This is a genomic window from Pseudomonas sp. QD4 (assembly GCF_049199125.1).
Taxonomy (GTDB): Bacteria; Pseudomonadota; Gammaproteobacteria; order Pseudomonadales; family Pseudomonadaceae; genus Aquipseudomonas.
On record NZ_JBLZOM010000002.1, the window covers coordinates 1982852 to 1998401 of the forward strand.

The window sequence follows — 15550 nt, forward strand, 5'->3', positions numbered from 1 at the left end:
GCAGCGATGCGGGCTTTTTTGTGGGGCGGTTTCAGCCTTTGTTGTGGTCGATGTCCAGCTTGTAGAAGGTCACCTTGCCGCCTTCGCTGGTGTAGCCGGTGTTGTCCTGCACATAGACCCCGGCCTTGAAGTACAGCGGCTTGTCGCGCCAGGTGGCGCTGATCTTGTTGTCCCACTGGTAGCCGGCGGCGCTGATGCTCAGCGTGCCGCTGCGACTGAGGTGGATCAGGTAGGAGAACTCGCGGTCCAGCTTGACGTTCTCGGCGATGGTGATGACCCGGCCTTCCTTGTCGTCCGGACGCATGCGCACCTTGGCCACGATATTGCCGCTCAGCTTGCTGGTCTTGTACTGGTACTCGACCTTCACCAGCGGCTTGGTGCTGTTGTAGGCGTGGATCTGGCCGATGACGATCTTGCCCGAGGACGGCACCTGGTTCACCGCCAGGGTCGCGTACAGCAGGTTGTCGGCGTCGGGGTAGGTCCAGTTGCGCAGGGTGCCGTTGGAATAGGTCTCGCGCAGTTCGGTGCGCGGGTAGATGGCGTTCTCGGTCTTGGAGCCGGTCACGGGGGACCAGAAGAACAGGGTGCCGGTGTTGGAGTGGAAGTACTGATCCTTGAAACCACTCACCAGTCGTGGTGTGTCGATGGTGGCCGGCGGGTTGCCGACGGGAACGCTGAGGTTCCAGGTTGCCAGGTCGATCATGGTCGGGGGTTTCCTCGGTTGAGGCAGGGGCAGGCACGCAAGGCTTTAGCCTGCGGTTTTTCAGGGGTGGTCTTTATAGCGTAGAAGGCATCGCGGTTAACGCCCGTCTGGCGGATGCTTGACGTCAAGCCTTTGTCCTGCGGCGTTTTTTCCCTTGATACGGGGCTTTCGCGGGTGACCGTTAGTCGGGTGCCCGCTGCTTTGGCACGGTGATGTCCTTTTGACAGCTTCTGCTTTGCCGGATCCGGGTCTAGAGTGAAGACTCAGTTTTTGTCCGGTTTTCTTCGGTTTCCGGCCTTACGCACACAAGAGAAGCAGCATGGAATGCGCGCAACCCAAGCCAGGTGACGGCAGCTCAGTCCTTTTGATCGTTGATGACTACCCCGAGAATCTGATCAGCATGCGGGCGCTGCTGCAGCGCCAGGACTGGCAGGTCATGACGGCCGCATCCGGTATCGAGGCCCTCAACCTGCTGCTTGAACACGAAGTCGACCTGGTGCTGCTGGATGTGCAGATGCCCGGGATGGACGGCTTCGAAGTTGCGCGACTGATGCGTGGCAGCCAGCGGACACGTCTGACCCCGATCATCTTCCTGACCGCCAACGAACAATCCCAAGACGCGGTGATCAAGGGCTACGCCAGCGGCGCCGTGGATTACCTGTTCAAGCCTTTCGATCCGCAGATCCTCAAGCCCAAGGTGCAGACCCTGCTGGAACAGCAGCGCAATCGCCGTGCCTTGCAGCGCCTGAGCCATGAGCTGGAAGCCGCCCGGGCGTTCAACGCCTCGGTGTTGGCCAATGCCGCCGAAGGCATCCTGGTGGTGGGCGAGGGCGGGCTTATCGAGTTTGCCAACCCGGCGATTTCGCGTTTGCTCGAGTTCCAGGACAACAGCCTGGAAGGCAATGCGCTGCTCAGTTTTGTGCAAAAGCCGCAGATGCCGGTCTGGCGCGACTCCGAGTTCTACGCCAGCTATGCCCGGGGCGAAACCTATCGCCTGCATGACGCCACGCTCTGTACCCGCACGGGGCAGCAGGTCTCGGTGGCCCTGTCCTGCGCGCCGCTGTCCACCGAGCAGAGGGCCATGGTGGTCACGGTGCTGGACATGTCCGAGGTGCGCCATCTGCACCAGCAACTGGAATACCAGGCCGTGACCGATCCCTTGACCGGCCTGCTCAACCGCCGGGGGTTTTACCAGACGGTGGAGAACCTGCTGCTGCGCCAGGAGCGCCCGGAAAAGTCCCTGGTGCTGCTGTACCTGGACCTGGACGGCTTCAAGCGAGTCAACGATTCCCTGGGGCACGATGCCGGTGACCGGGTCCTGCGCTGGGTCTCGGAGCAGTTGCGAGCCTGCTTGCGCTCGTTCGATATCCTGGCGCGCATGGGGGGGGATGAATTCACCGCGTTGCTGGACCTGGAGCAGCCAGAGCAGGCAGCAAAGATCGCGGAAAAACTCATCGAACGGGTGTCGATCTGTCAGCAGATCGATGGCCTGGATATCGTCCTCGGCGTCAGCATCGGCATTGCCACGTACCCCGATTGCGGTGCCGATCTCGATGGCCTGCTGCGTGCCTCCGACATCGCCATGTACGAGGCCAAGCGCGCCGGACGCCAGCAGTATCGCTACTACGATCATGAAATGAACGGCCGGGCGCGCTCGCGGCTGATGCTTGAGGACAGCGTGCGCAACGCCATCAAGCACAAGGAATTCAACCTGGTGTATCAACCCCAGGTGGCGATTGCCGATGGCCGCCTGCGTGGCTTCGAGGCGTTGTTGCGCTGGCAGCACCCGAGTGTCGGCGACGTCCCGCCGGGGCTGTTTCTGCCGTTGCTGGAAGAGGCGCGGCTGATCAGCCGCCTGGGCAGCTGGATCTACCACCGCGGCGCCGCTCAGCGCCGGCGCTGGCAGGGCCTGTTCAGCGAGGACATGGTGCTGGCCATCAGCTTGAGCAACACGCAGTTCGGCTTGCCCAACCTGGTCACCGAATTGCGCCGGGTCCTTGAGCGTCACGGCCTGCAGCCCCGGCAGCTGGAGGTCGAAGTCACCGAGGAGGCCCTGCTCCAAAACCCTGACGAGACGCGCAAACAGTTGCGCCTGCTGCGTCACCTTGGGGTGCGGGTGGCGCTGGATGACTTTGGCTCGGGCGTCTGTTCCCTGGCCCATCTGCGCGACCTGGAACTCGATACCCTCAAGCTCGACCGGCACCTGATCGCGCGCTTGCCGGATTCGCCGCGCGACGCGGCGATAGCCCGCAGCACCATCGATTTGTGCAAGCAATTCGGGCTGCTGGTGATTGCCGAGGGCGTGGAAACCCTCGAGCAATATCAATGGCTGCAAGCCAATGGCTGCCAGTACGTGCAGGGCTTCCTGGTGGCACGGCCACTGATGGCCAGCGACGCCCGGCGCTTTGCCCAGCCCTTCGACTGGAGCGCGTTACCGGGCTGAATTCGCTACACTGGCGACCTTTCGTGACTCTGTTGCCGCCCCATGACCGCCTTGAAATACCTCCAGGCCTACCCGGCCGCTCTTCAAGAACAAATCCGCCAATTGATCGCCCAGGGGCGCTTGGGCGACTACCTGAGCCAGCGTTATCCGCAAAAGCATGGGGTGCAGAGCGACAAGGCGCTGTACGGCTATGTGCTGGAACTCAAGCAGGAATACCTGCGCAACGCGCCGGCCGTGGACAAGGTGCTGTTCGATAATCGCCTGGACCTGACCCACCGCGCCCTGGGCCTGCACACGGCGATCTCCCGGGTGCAGGGCGGCAAGCTCAAGGCCAAGAAGGAAATCCGCATTGCTTCGCTGTTCAAGGAGGCCGCCCCGGAGTTTCTGCGCATGATCGTGGTCCACGAACTGGCGCACTTCAAGGAATCGGACCATAACAAGGCGTTCTACAAGCTCTGCGAGCACATGCTGCCGGGCTATCACCAGCTGGAATTCGACCTGCGGGTCTACCTCACCTGGCGTGATCTGCAGGGCAAGGCGGACGTGGTGGGATAACCCAAGCAACAAGGAGTAGGCGATGGATGTGAGCAAGACCAAAAGCAGCTTTTACCGGCGCTTGTACGTGGCGTACCTGATCGACAGCGGGCTGGCCAGCAGTGTACCGGCGCTGACCGAGGCCACGGGCATGCCCCGGCGCACCGCCCAGGACACCATCGCCGCCCTGGCGGACTTGGACATCGTCTGCGAGTTCGAGCAGCAGGATGGCGCGCGCAACCACGCCGGGCGCTACCAGGTCCAGGACTGGGGCGCGATCGACAAGGGCTGGATCGCCAGCCACCTGCCGCAGATCAAGGCGGTGCTGGGCTACCCCTGAACACCGCCGAAGCCGCGTCGGCTCAAGCCTTGCGCATGCCGATGTGGGGGATGCCGTCCTCGACGTACTCCTCGCCCGCCACGCTGAAGCCGTAGCGGCCGTAGTAGCCCTGCAAATGTGCCTGGGCCGAGAGGTAGATCGGCGTGTCGGGCCAGTACTTCTCGGCCTGCACCAGGGCGTGCTCCATCAGCGTGTGGCCCAGGCCCTGGCTGCGTGCCTCGGGCGCGATGACCACGCGGCCGATCACCACATCGCCGCCCTGGGACGTCGGGTCGAGCAGGCGCAGGTAGGCCACCAGGCGGTCGTTGTGCCAGGCCATCAGGTGGCAGGTGTCGCCGTCCAGATCCTGGCCATCGACTTCCTGATAGGCGCATTTCTGCTCGACCACGAACACCTCGGTGCGCAGCTGCAGAATGGCGTACAACTGTTCCTTGCCCAGGTCAGTGTGGTGTTTGCAGACCCAATCGATTGTCATGTTCACGTCCTGTCAAAAACTGTGCAGCGATACTAAGCGTCCCTCTCCAGGATGTCTTGCGCGGGGCGGTGGGGGCGAGGATTTATGTGAGGTGGATCAAAATGCCATCATTGTCTTGGATGGGGTCTGTCTTCTTTGTGTAATCTGTAATCGAGCGCTTTGCATTGGCTCCCATGAGCTAATGTTAGGTCCGGGTTGTGGTCACGCAGTGACCAGCAGGACCTCGGGTTCCGCCGAAATCACGCAGGGCTCCGCGCCCGCTAAGGATCTTTGAGCATGCCGCGATTGCATCGAGCGTTTGCTTTGATTGGATTGCTGTTGCTGGGCCAGAGCGCGTCCGCGGAAAAATTGCGCCTGGTGGCCGACGTCTGGCCGCCGTTTACCGATGCCACGCTGGTCAATGGCGGGCTGGCCACGGATATCGTCAGCACCGCCCTGGCCCGTGCCGGGTACCCCAGCGAGTTCGAACAGGTGCCCTGGGCCCGGGCGCTGATGGGGGTGGGCGAGGGCCGCTACGACGTGCTGGTCAACGCCTGGTACAACGATGCGCGAACCCAGTTGGGGCAGTTTTCCGCCGAGTACCTGCTGAACCGGGTGCGCTTTATCAAGCGCAAGGACGCTCCGCTGGAATACCAGGACCTCAAGCAGTTGCACGAATACCCGATTGCCGTGGTTCGCGGTTATGCCTACGCCCCCGAATTCGACAACGACCCGCTGTTGCAGAAAGTCCCGGTGCACAACTTCGCCATGGCGGTGCGCATGCTGGCGGCCGACCGGGTTCAACTGACCCTGGAAGACGAGTACGTCGCCCGCTATTACCTGGCCCGGGAATCACCCCGAGTGCGCAATGCCGTGGAGTTCGTGCCCAAGCCCCTGAGCGAAAACAGCCTGCATATCCTGGTCAGCCTGAAAAACCCGGACCACGCCAAGATCGTCGCCGGCTTCGACCGCGAAATCGCCAAGATGAAAGCCGATGGCAGTTATGACCGGCTCTTGCGCGAACACGGTATGTAGGAGAGGGACAGCGGCAAGCGGGAAGCAGTCCGCGGACCACTTGCAGCTCGCAGCTTGCCGCTGCGTCACTCTGCTCTTATGAGGTGGACTGCCAGGGTTCGCAGGGGCCCCAGCTGCCGGCATATGAGCGCCAGTTGGCTTTGCACCAGGCGCTGGCCTTCGTCGATTTCATCCGGCATCTGTTCCAGCTCATTGGCCAGGGCTTCTTCGGCATCGCTCTGGATGGCGATCGGGGTTTTGCTGGCCAGGCCCTGGGCGATTTCGTCGATGCTGGCTGCCAGGCTGACCCCGGCGCCTTCGATCAGGTGTTCCCGGACTTCGGCCGGCAGCTGGGTCTCGCGGTGGGCACCGAGGCCCGAGAGGTAGCTGAGCAAGGTGTGGGACAGCACCAGGAAGCGGAAGCCCACGTCCGCTTCCTTACGAAAGTGCCCGGGCTCCATCAGCATATTGGCCAGGGTAGTGGACAGCGCCGCATCGGCGTTGTGGGCGTTGCGTCGGGCCAGGCGGTAGGCCAGGTCGTCGCTTTTGCCGGCGGCGTACTGCTGCATGATCTGGCGCAAGTAGATGCTGTTGCAGGTCAGGGTGTTGGCCAGCACTTTGTTCAGGCGTCGGCCCTGCCAGTCGGGCAGGAATAGAAATACCGCGAGGCCGGCGATCAGGCTGCCCAGCAGGGTATCGAACAGGCGCGGCAGGAATAGCCCATAACCGTCGCCGACCTGGTTGAAGCAGAACAGCACCATCAGGGTGATGGCCGCCGTCGCCAGGGTGTAGCGCGTGGTGCGGTTGATAAAGAACACCACGCCGGCTGCGATCGCGAACAACGACTGCACCAGCGGGCTCGGGAACAGATCGAACAGGGCCCAGGCCACGGTGAGGCCGATGGCGGTGCCGATGATCCGCTGGCCGAGCTTGCGTCGCGTGGCGCCGTAGTTCGGTTGGCACACGAAAAGCGTGGTGAGGATGATCCAGTAGCCCTGGGAGGGGTGAATCAAATGCACCATGCCGTAGCCGATGGTCAGCGCCAGCGGCAGGCGCAGGGCATGGCGAAACAGCAGCGACGTCGGCGTCAGCTGGGTGCGCAGGCGCAGCCAGACATCCTTCAGGTTGCGCGGTGAACGGTCCAGCAGGCTGCTGTCGGTGGCGTCGGCCAGGGCGTCGGGGTTGCTGGCATCGCTGAGCAAGCGGTCCAGGGTCCCGAGGTTCGCCGCCAGCGCCCGCAGCGAGCGCAGCAACCCGCGCCAGGCCGGGTTGCTCTGGATCCGCAGATGCTCCAGGGAGGCGTGCAGGTCGTTCAGGGCTTCGGCAAAGCTGGCGTCGTAGACGAACGGCTGGCGCAGCTGGATCGACTCGGCCAAGGCCCGGCAGGCCTTGCCTTGCTGGCGCAGCAGGCGCTGGCAGCGGAACAATACGTCGCTGTGGAAGAACGCATCGGCCAGGGCGTTGTACGGGTAGTGCGAGGAGCTGGCCCGCTCGTGGATGTCCTGGGCCAGGAAGTACAGCTTCAGGTAGCGACTGACCTTGGACCCCGGCCGGCCATTGCCGACCCGGTGCAGGATTATTTCCTTGGCTGCATTGAGCGCCGCCACCACCTTGCCGTTCTGTTGCGCCAGTTCCAGGCGCCGGGCTTCGACGTCCAGCTGGCGGATCGGCTCGAACAGCGACGATTTGAGCTTCAGGTAATACCCCAGCTCGCGAAACAGCCGGGCCAGGCTCTGTTGCACCGGCTGGTTGGAGAACAGCGCCTGCCACAGCACCGAGAGCAGGCCGTACCAGGCGGCGCCGGCCACCAGCAGCACCGGTTCGTGCCAGAAGTCGGTGACCGCGCCGCCGCGCTGATCCACGCCGATCATGGTATAGACCGACAGAATCAGGGTCGCCGAGGCAATCGCGCCGTAACGTTCGCCGAGGGCACCGAGCATGGTCAGGCCGAAGCTGGCCAACGCCAGGGCGATGACGAATATCCAGGGGTAGGGGAACAGCAATTCGACCGAGAAGGCCGCGACACTGAAGCACACCAGGGTCACGGCCAGGGCGTTGAGGCGACCCTGCCAGCTGTCGTCGGTCTCGGCCAGGGCGCTGGCGATAATCCCCAGGAACAGCGGGATCAGCAAGCCCATCTCGTCCTGGTACCAGCACAGCGCCATGCTGCCGGTCAGGGCGATAAACACCCGCACGCTGTAGCTGAATTTATCCAGTGCCCAAAGACGGCGCAGGGAGTGGCGAAAAGAGGTCGAGGACATGAAGTGGGGAGGGCCTTCCGGGGCGATCTGGGTAAATTGAGCCAGTATTGACGGCGGCGCAATGGCGTCGTCACATCCTGGAGCAAAATCTGTTCCTTCCTTGTACCGCTCACACCTCCCGAGGCAAGCGTCGCCGCCTCAGACGTACTGCGCGGCAGCGTAACCCGAAGCCCAGGCCCACTGGAAATTGAAGCCGCCGAGGTGGCCGGTCACGTCCAGTACTTCGCCGATAAAGTACAGCCCCGGGCTTTTCAGCGATTCCATGGTCTTGGACGACACTTCGCGGGTGTCGACGCCGCCCAGGGTCACTTCAGCGGTGCGGTAGCCTTCGGTGCCCGCCGGTACCAGTTTCCAGCTCGCCAGTTTCTCGGCGATCTCGGCGATTTCGGCGTGGGTGTATTGCTTCATCGGTTTGGAGACGAACCAGTTGTCCGCCAGCAGGTTGGCCATCTTCTTGGTGAAGATCTCGCCGAGCAGGGTTTTCAATTCGCTGTTGGGGCGTTCGGCCTGCTGTTGATTCAGCCAGTCGAGGGCATCGTGGTCCGGCAGCAGGTTGATTTCCACGGTGTCGCCCGGTTCCCAGAAGGACGAAATCTGCAGGATCGCCGGGCCGCTGAGGCCACGGTGGGTGAACAGGATGTTCTCGCGAAAGCTCTGTTCGTTGCAGCTCACCAGGCAATCCACCGAGGTCCCGGACAGCTCGCCGCACAGCTCCTTGAGCTGGTCGGTGATGGTGAACGGCACCAGCCCGGCGCGGGTCGGCAGCAGCTCGTGGCCGAACTGCCGGGCCACCTGGTAACCAAAGCCGGTGGCACCCAGGGTCGGGATCGACAGGCCGCCGGTGGCGATCACCAGGGACGTGCACTGCAACGGGCCGAGGGTGGTTTGCAGCAGGTAGCCGTGTTCGAGCTTTTCGATCTGCTCGATGGAGGTGTCCAGGTGCAGCGTGACCCCGGCCTGGTCGCACTCGTCGAGCAGCATGCCGAGGATGTCGCTGGACTTGTTATCGCAGAACAACTGGCCGAGTTTTTTCTCGTGATACGGCACGCCGTGCTTGGCCACCATGGCGATGAAATCCCACTGGGTGTAGCGGGCCAGGGCGGATTTGCAGAAGTGCGCGTTCTGCGAGAGAAAATTGCCCGGTTCGGTGTACATGTTGGTGAAATTGCAGCGGCCACCGCCGGACATCAGGATTTTCTTGCCCGCCTTGTTGGCGTGGTCGAGCAACATCACCTGGCGTCCACGACCGGCAGCGGTCAGGGCGCACATCAGGCCTGCGGCGCCAGCGCCAATGATCACGACTTCGGTAGAGCGCAAAACGGTGTCCTCTGAAATTCTGGGGTCGAGCAGTACAGCGTGTGTGTGGCGCGGGAGCTTGCTTGGGCAGCGCGGCGGGTCAGTCAAACTGTGGCCGCGGGTTTTGCGAGCGCTGCGCGCTCGAGCGGGAGCAAGCTCCCTCGCCACAGCAAGCTCCCATCTTGAGGCCCCCTATACAGGAGGGCCGCGATCAGAGAATCCGTACCCGCAGCGAACGGCCCTTGATCTTGCCGTCGTTCAGGCGTTGCAGGGCCTGTTTGGCGATCGTGCGGTCGACCGCCACATACGCCTGGAAGTCGAAGATCGCGATCTTGCCGACCTGGGCACCGGGGATCCCGGCATCGCCGGTCAGGGCACCGAGGATGTCGCCCGGGCGCACTTTGTCCTTGCGCCCGGCGCCGATGCACAGGGTGCTCATGGCTGGCAGCAGCGGACCGCCGCCCTGGGAAGGCAGGTTGTCCAGCTGGTCCCAGTTCAACGGGGACTTCTGCAACTGTTCGATGGCCTGGGCGCGATGGGCCTCGGACGGTGCGACCAGGCTGATGGCAATGCCTTTCTCGCCAGCCCGACCGGTACGGCCGACGCGGTGGATATGGATTTCCGAATCCCGCGCCAGTTCGACGTTGATCACCATGTCCAGGGCATCGATGTCCAGGCCGCGCGCGGCGACGTCGGTGGCCACCAGTACCGAAGTACTGCGGTTGGCGAACATCGCCAGTACCTGGTCACGGTCGCGCTGTTCCAGGTCGCCATGCAGGCCCACGGCGGACATGCCCTTGGACGTCAGGTGGTCGACGGTTTCCTGTACTTGCTGCTTGGTGAAGCAGAAGGCCACGCAGGACTGCGGGCGGAAGTGGTTGAGCACCTTGACCACAGCGTCCATGCGTTCTTCCGGGGAAATCTCGAAGAAGCGCTGTTCGATCTGGCTGTCGGCATGGAAGGCTTCGGCCTTCACTTGCTGCGGGTCGCGCATGAACTTGGAGGCCAGTTGCTTGATGCCCACCGGGTAGGTGGCGGAGAACAGCAGGGTCTGCCGGCGCTCGGGGGTGTGGGCGATGATTTCTTCGATCGGGTCGTAGAAGCCCATGTCCAGCATGCGGTCGGCTTCGTCGAGGATCAGGGTGTTGAGGCCGTCGAGTTTCAGCGAGCCCTTGCGCAAGTGCTGGGAGATGCGACCCGGGGTGCCGACGATGATGTGCGCGCCGTGCTCCAGGGACGCAATCTGCGGGCCGAGGGACACGCCGCCGCACAGGGTCAGGACCTTGATGTTGTCTTCGGAGCGGGCCAGGCGGCGGATCTCCTTGGCCACCTGGTCGGCCAGTTCACGGGTCGGGCACAGCACCAGGGCCTGGCAACCGAAGTAACGCGGGTTGATCGGGTTCAACAGGCCGATACCGAAGGCTGCGGTTTTACCGCTGCCGGTCTTGGCCTGGGCGATCAGATCCATCCCCTTGAGGATCACCGGCAAGCTTTGCGCCTGGATCGGCGTCATCTGGGCATAACCGAGGGAGTCGAGGTTAGCCAGCATGGCGGCGGACAGCGGCAAAGTATTAAAAGCGGTGGCGATGGTGGTCACGGGACTGGCCTGCAAAACAAAATGTCGCGCAGTGTAGCAGCCTCGCCCGCCGAACCTGCAAATTCTGGACGAGCAGCCATTGACGTTGCCGCTGTCGCCAAGCTGCGTGCCGGTGTACATCAGGAAGTATCGCGTTGTCAGCGAGGGCCAGCGCAGCCTCGCGCTACTCGGCAGCGGCTACGGGCTGTAGCCGCTGCCGAAGGCTGCGCTGGCCGGTATGGGCGCCGGTGTACGTCGGGCATATCGCGTCGAGTGCAGCGGGTCGCCTGTTCGCCGATCAATGCTCGATATGTTCTTCCACCGGTTTGCTGCGCTTGCCGTCCTTGGGCGATAGCTGCAGGAAGATGGCCGCGGCCAGCATCGCCATGATGCCCACGGTGAGGAACGTCAGCTGGAAGGCGCCGAGCACGGTATCCACCCCGTCGTTGCCGACTTCGGCGGTAAAGCCGCCGAGCAGGGCACCGGCACAGGCCACGCCCAGGCTCAGGGACAACTGCGCGACCACCGACAGCAGGCTGTTGCCGCTGCTGGCCGAGGCGTCGTCGAGGTCGATCAGGGTCACGGTGTTCATCGCGGTGAATTGCAGCGAGTTGATCGCCCCCAGCACCGCCAGCATCCCCAGCAGCAGCGGATAAGGCGTGTGCTCGGTGACCAGGCCCATGCTTGCCAGCATCAGCCCCAGGGCCAGGGTATTGCCGGTGAGGACCACGCGGTAGCCCAGGCGCTCGATCAACGGTCGGGCCACGGACTTGGCGAGCATGGCTGCGGCGGCCAGGGGCAACATGCTCATCCCGGCCTGGGACGGCGAGTAACCCAGGGCCACCTGCAACAGCAACGGCACCAGGAACGGCAAGGCGCCGCTGCCCAGGCGCGCGAACAGGTTACCGAGAATGCCCACGGCAAAAGTCCGCACCTTGAACAGCGAAGGCGCAAACAGCGGGTTATCGATATGCCCGGCGCGCAGCCAGTACGCGGCCAGGCAGGCCAGGCCGGCAAACAGCAGCAGCATCACCCGCAGGTGCGGCAGGTGCAGTTCGCCCAGGCCTTCCATGGCAATGGTGATCAGCACCATCGCCGCGCCAAACAGCAGGAAGCCCAGGCCGTCGAAGCGCGTGCGTTCGCTGCCGCGCAGGTCGGGGATAAACCGCCACACCGCGTAGCAGCCGATGGCACCCACCGGCAGGTTGATCAGGAAGATCCAGTGCCACGTCATGTACTGCACCATCCAGCCGCCCATGGTCGGGCCGATCAGCGGGCCGAGCAGGCCGGGGATGGTGATAAACCCCATGATCCGCACCAGCTCCGAACGCGGGTAGGCGCGCAGCACCACCAGCCTGCCCACCGGCAGCATCAGGGCGCCGCCCAGGCCCTGGATCACCCGGGCGCCGATCAGTTGGCTCAGGGTGTTGGACATGGCGCAGAGCAGGGAGCCGATGCTGAACAGCAGGATGGCGCCGAAGAAAATCTTCTTGGTGCCGAAGCGGTCGGCGATCCAGCCGGAAGCCGGAATCAGCAGCGCCACCGTGAGCATGTAGGCAATGACCACGCCCTGCATGCGCAACGGGTTTTCCGCCAGGTCCCGGGCCATGGCCGGCAGGGCGGTATTGAGGATGGTCCCGTCGAGGGACTGCATGAAAAACGCGATGGCCACCACCCAAGGCAGCCAGCGGGCGGTGGTGGCATCTAGAACCGGGCGTTCGGGCATAGGACCTCTAAAGGAGCAGCGCCAAGCTTTGAGCTACACGCTTGAAGCTTAGCGCTTGCAGCTGTTTTTCAAAGAGTGAGGGTCAGGCGATTGATCAGCGCTCCGGGCAGGTGCGTCGAGGCGGTCTGGCGCTGGCCGTAGGTACTGGGCGACAGCAGCAGCTCGCGCTCCTGGGTCAGGGCTTCGAGCTGCGTGCCCAGCAGACTGTAGACACTGTCATCGAAACGCATGGTGCTGACCGGGGCCTGGATCTCGCCGTTTTCCACCCAGAAGGTGGCGAAGCGGGTCATGCCCGTCAGGCGCGCGGCGGGCTGGTCCGAGTAGTTCAGGTACCACAGGTTACTGATGTACAGGCCGGTGCCGAGTTGCTTGAGAATCTCCTGCTGCGGCAATTGCCCGCCGCGCATGCTCAATGCGCCGGGGTATTCGCCGCCGCTGGCGCCGTTGGTGGTCAGGCCGTATTCGGCGGCGCTGCGCGAGCTGGTCAGTTGGCCGCTGGCGGCGCCCGCGGCGATCAGCGTCACGTCTTCGCTCGGGTAGCCCTCGTCTGAGAAGGCCGGGCTCAAGGAGCCGCTGACCTGTTCATCGAGCCACACCAGCGGGCTCAGGCTGGCCTCATTGGCGTAGAGCTTCTGCAGCGGGCTGTGCTTGCTGGCGATGGCCTGGGCCGAGAAACCGCCCCAGCTGAGCATGCCGACGATTTCTTCCAGGGCCGCTGGCGCCAGGTACGCGCGATATTGCCCGGGGGCCAGGGTGCGCAGCGGCCGCCCGAGAAACGCCAGTTGCTCCCGTGCCTGCTCGAAGCGCCTGGCGAAGTCGGCGCTGTTCCACAGATCGCCGGCGTAGCTGGCCTTTACCGCCTGGCCGTTGTCGTGGAACAGGCTGAAGTCGAAGTTGAAACTATTGGCCTGGTGCCAGCCAAAGGCCCCGGCCGAACTGGCAAAACCTCGACTGACGGGGCCTGCGGCGTAGAACCCCACCAGGTCCAGGCCCGTTGCGGCGCGGCCGATTTCCGCCACCACCTGCTCGGTGTCGGGCAGTGGGCGCTCCTGCACGTTCTGGCTGTGCCAGCCGTTGTGGTTGAGCAGCAGGTACGGGTCTGCGGGCAATAACGGCAGGGTTTCCCGCAGTTGTTGCAGGCCTTCGGCCAGGCGTTGCAGATCCACCTGCGGGTCGCCGGCGAGGGTGATGCTGAGGTCGGCGTGGCGGCCCTGGTCGATCAACTTGAACTCCAGGCTGGCCTGCTGCACGTGCCCGGCCTGGCGTACCCGGGCGTGGTTGAAACGAATGAACGCCGAGGACTCGGCGGCGTAGCTCAGGCTGAACTGCTCCGGCTCGCGCAGGGCGTTGCGCAGCCAGTCGACCAGGGCCTTGAACTGTTCGGCCTGACTCATATCGGTGCTCATCAGGCATCTCCCCCAAACACATCAATGTTGCTAAAGACACAGGCCGGCGAAGCATGGCCGACGCGGATCACCTGGTTCGGCTCGCCCTTGCCGCAATTGGGCGTGCCCAGCACCTTGAAGGTACTGCGGTCGCCAACGGCACTCAGGTTGCGCCAGAACTGCGCGGAGATCCCCCGGTAGTTGGGGTTCTTCACCACGCCCTTGAGCTGGCCGTTCTCGATCAACTGCGCCCATTCGCAGCCGAACTGGAATTTGTTGCGCGCATCGTCAATCGACCAGGAGCGGTTGGTGGACATCAGGATGCCGTGCTCGATCCCACCGATCAGTTGTTCCAGGGATTGCTCGCCCGGCTCGATATTGAGGTTGGCCATGCGGTCAATCGGTGCCCGGTTCCAGCCACAGGCACGGCTGTTGGCGACACCCTTCAGGCCGGCGCGAAATTGCGACAGCGCACCGCCCAGGGGCCGCAGCAGCAAGCCTTCGCGGATCAGAAACTGCTTGCTGGCGGCACTGCCGTCATCGTCGTGGCTGTAGCTGGCGAGCTCTTCGGGGATTTCCGGGTCGAAGGTCACGTTGAGCAGCGGCGAACCGTATTGCAGGCTGCCGAAGTCCTGGGCTTTGACGAAGCTGGTGCCGGCGTAGTTGCGTTCGTCGCCGAGGATCCGGTCCAGCTCCAGCGGGTGGCCGATGGACTCGTGGATCTGCAGCATCATCTGGTCCGGCATCAGCAGCAGGTCTCGCGGGCCCTGGGGGGTATTGGGCGCCAGCAGCAATTGCAGCGCCTGGTCGGCGACCTGTGCCCCGGCGCCCAGCAGGCCGCAGCGGCTGATGACATCGGCGCCGCCCTGCTGGCCAAAGTTGTCGCGGCCCAGGGTCCGGGTCTGGCTGTCGCTGCCGTCGTAGGCGGTCACATCCAGGCCTGGGTAGACGAAGCGCTGGGCCTGGCGCAACTCGGCGCCGGCGCTGTTGAGGTAGATCTGCTCGACCTGGGTGATGCCGATGCTCACCTGCCAGTTGACCAGGCGCTCGTCTTTGGGCACGGCCGCGGACTCTTCGCCGAGCATCTGGTAGCAATCGCTCAGGGAAGGGAAGGGCTGGTCGAGGTTGGGCGAAAAGTAGTCGCCGCGGTCACTGGACACCGCCTGCTCGCGCAAGTCGAGCAGGGCATGCCCGGCGATCAGTCGCGCTTGCTGTTCGGCCCGTTGCAGTGCGGCTTGCAGGCCGGCCTGGGACAGGTCGTTGGTGGCGGCATAGGCTTCGACGCCGTTGACCCGCACGGTGAGCATGGCGCCTTCATCACGGCTCAGGCTGGGCGGTTCGGCCACGTTCTTGCGCACCGACAGGTGCTGGCCGGATTCACGTACATACCGCAGCGAGAAAAATTCGCCGCCCGTGCGCAAGGCAGCGAAGCGCTGCTTGAGCTGGGGGTGAAAGTCGAACATGGGTGACCTCCTGGTGAAGCGCGGCGCGCTGCGGGCCCTATCGCCAGCAAACCGGCCGCGCTAGCTACAGGCGACGGTGGGCTCGGGATAATGTCCGCGGTGCGATGGGGATGGGCGAGACAGGTGCAGAACTGTAGCCGCTGCCCAAGGCTGCGATCAAGGACGCAGTCGGTGCAATGGGCTGGATGGGGTGTGGCGAGGGAAGCGGGGAGACCGCGATGGGGGGCGCCCCGGGGGGGGGGGGCCCCCGGGGTTTTTTGGGGGGGGGGGGGCGCCCCCCGCGGGGGGGGGCGCGCCGGGCCCCCAATCGCGGCAACCCCGTTTCTCCAGGCAAATCGCGAACTCTGGTTTACGG

12 protein-coding genes are annotated in these 15550 nt (G+C 64.1%); 4 read left to right on the forward strand and 8 right to left on the reverse strand.

Annotated elements, in window-relative coordinates:
* Positions 1–31: 31 nt before the first annotated feature.
* Positions 32–703, reverse strand: a complete 672-nt coding sequence (locus tag ACOZJV_RS20185) for a polysaccharide lyase family 7 protein (RefSeq protein WP_020295333.1) — start codon at positions 701–703, stop codon at positions 32–34.
* A 319-nt stretch (positions 704–1022) separates the two neighbouring features.
* On the opposite strand from ACOZJV_RS20185, the gene ACOZJV_RS20190 reads away from it, so the two are divergent.
* Genes ACOZJV_RS20190 through ACOZJV_RS20200 form a run of 3 tightly spaced genes read left to right on the forward strand, consistent with a single transcriptional unit; the run spans position 1023 to position 4020 of the window.
* Positions 1023–3146 carry a putative bifunctional diguanylate cyclase/phosphodiesterase gene (locus tag ACOZJV_RS20190; RefSeq protein WP_421548310.1) on the forward strand — a complete coding sequence of 708 codons (2124 nt, stop codon included), beginning with the start codon at positions 1023–1025 and terminating at the stop codon, positions 3144–3146.
* A gap of 42 nt (positions 3147–3188) precedes the next feature.
* On the forward strand, positions 3189–3701 hold the full coding sequence (locus tag ACOZJV_RS20195) for a M48 family metallopeptidase (RefSeq protein WP_020295335.1): 513 nt from the start codon (positions 3189–3191) through the stop codon (positions 3699–3701).
* A 22-nt stretch (positions 3702–3723) separates the two neighbouring features.
* Positions 3724–4020, forward strand: coding sequence for a winged helix-turn-helix domain-containing protein (locus tag ACOZJV_RS20200; RefSeq protein WP_020295336.1), 297 nt, complete (start codon positions 3724–3726; stop codon positions 4018–4020).
* Between the two features lie 22 nt (positions 4021–4042).
* On the opposite strand, the gene ACOZJV_RS20205 is transcribed toward ACOZJV_RS20200, so the two are convergent.
* Entirely contained in the window at positions 4043–4495 is a 453-nt protein-coding gene (locus ACOZJV_RS20205; protein ID WP_078472759.1) for a GNAT family N-acetyltransferase, read from the reverse strand.
* A 276-nt stretch (positions 4496–4771) separates the two neighbouring features.
* Here ACOZJV_RS20205 and ACOZJV_RS20210 point away from each other — a divergent pair, with 276 nt between their 5' ends.
* Entirely contained in the window at positions 4772–5509 is a 738-nt protein-coding gene (locus tag ACOZJV_RS20210; RefSeq protein ID WP_078472760.1) for a substrate-binding periplasmic protein, read from the forward strand.
* Positions 5510–5574: 65 nt separating this feature from the next.
* Here the strand turns inward: ACOZJV_RS20210 and yccS are convergent, their stop codons facing one another.
* From yccS to ACOZJV_RS20240, 6 genes are all read right to left on the reverse strand, one after another.
* Positions 5575–7749, reverse strand: a complete 2175-nt coding sequence (yccS, locus tag ACOZJV_RS20215) for a YccS family putative transporter (RefSeq protein WP_078472761.1) — start codon at positions 7747–7749, stop codon at positions 5575–5577.
* Between the two features lie 138 nt (positions 7750–7887).
* Positions 7888–9066 carry an NAD(P)/FAD-dependent oxidoreductase gene (locus ACOZJV_RS20220; RefSeq protein WP_201128376.1) on the reverse strand — a complete coding sequence of 393 codons (1179 nt, stop codon included), beginning with the start codon at positions 9064–9066 and terminating at the stop codon, positions 7888–7890.
* A gap of 190 nt (positions 9067–9256) precedes the next feature.
* Positions 9257–10594, reverse strand: coding sequence for an ATP-dependent RNA helicase DbpA (gene dbpA / locus ACOZJV_RS20225; protein ID WP_238596211.1), 1338 nt, complete (start codon positions 10592–10594; stop codon positions 9257–9259).
* A gap of 325 nt (positions 10595–10919) precedes the next feature.
* On the reverse strand, positions 10920–12347 hold the full coding sequence (mdtD, locus tag ACOZJV_RS20230) for a multidrug transporter subunit MdtD (protein WP_078472764.1): 1428 nt from the start codon (positions 12345–12347) through the stop codon (positions 10920–10922).
* A 68-nt stretch (positions 12348–12415) separates the two neighbouring features.
* Entirely contained in the window at positions 12416–13753 is a 1338-nt protein-coding gene (locus ACOZJV_RS20235; RefSeq protein ID WP_421548311.1) for a TldD/PmbA family protein, read from the reverse strand.
* Entirely contained in the window at positions 13753–15195 is a 1443-nt protein-coding gene (locus ACOZJV_RS20240; protein WP_421548312.1) for a TldD/PmbA family protein, read from the reverse strand. The genes ACOZJV_RS20235 and ACOZJV_RS20240 overlap by 1 nt, the downstream gene beginning before the upstream one ends.
* Positions 15196–15550: the final 355 nt, after the last annotated feature.

What these genes read in the sequence shown, in the direction of transcription:
- ACOZJV_RS20185 (WP_020295333.1), bottom strand. Translation starts at nt 703, where the DNA reads ATGATCGACCTGGCAACCTGGAACCTCAGCGTTCCCGTCGGCAACCCG.
- ACOZJV_RS20240 (WP_421548312.1), bottom strand. Translation starts at nt 15,195, where the DNA reads ATGTTCGACTTTCACCCCCAGCTCAAGCAGCGCTTCGCTGCCTTGCGC.
- ACOZJV_RS20195 (WP_020295335.1), top strand. Translation starts at nt 3,189, where the DNA reads ATGACCGCCTTGAAATACCTCCAGGCCTACCCGGCCGCTCTTCAAGAA.
- mdtD (WP_078472764.1), bottom strand. Translation starts at nt 12,347, where the DNA reads ATGCCCGAACGCCCGGTTCTAGATGCCACCACCGCCCGCTGGCTGCCT.
- dbpA (WP_238596211.1), bottom strand. Translation starts at nt 10,594, where the DNA reads ATGCTGGCTAACCTCGACTCCCTCGGTTATGCCCAGATGACGCCGATC.
- ACOZJV_RS20205 (WP_078472759.1), bottom strand. Translation starts at nt 4,495, where the DNA reads ATGACAATCGATTGGGTCTGCAAACACCACACTGACCTGGGCAAGGAA.
- ACOZJV_RS20235 (WP_421548311.1), bottom strand. Translation starts at nt 13,753, where the DNA reads ATGAGCACCGATATGAGTCAGGCCGAACAGTTCAAGGCCCTGGTCGAC.
- ACOZJV_RS20190 (WP_421548310.1), top strand. Translation starts at nt 1,023, where the DNA reads ATGGAATGCGCGCAACCCAAGCCAGGTGACGGCAGCTCAGTCCTTTTG.
- yccS (WP_078472761.1), bottom strand. Translation starts at nt 7,749, where the DNA reads ATGTCCTCGACCTCTTTTCGCCACTCCCTGCGCCGTCTTTGGGCACTG.
- ACOZJV_RS20200 (WP_020295336.1), top strand. Translation starts at nt 3,724, where the DNA reads ATGGATGTGAGCAAGACCAAAAGCAGCTTTTACCGGCGCTTGTACGTG.
- ACOZJV_RS20210 (WP_078472760.1), top strand. Translation starts at nt 4,772, where the DNA reads ATGCCGCGATTGCATCGAGCGTTTGCTTTGATTGGATTGCTGTTGCTG.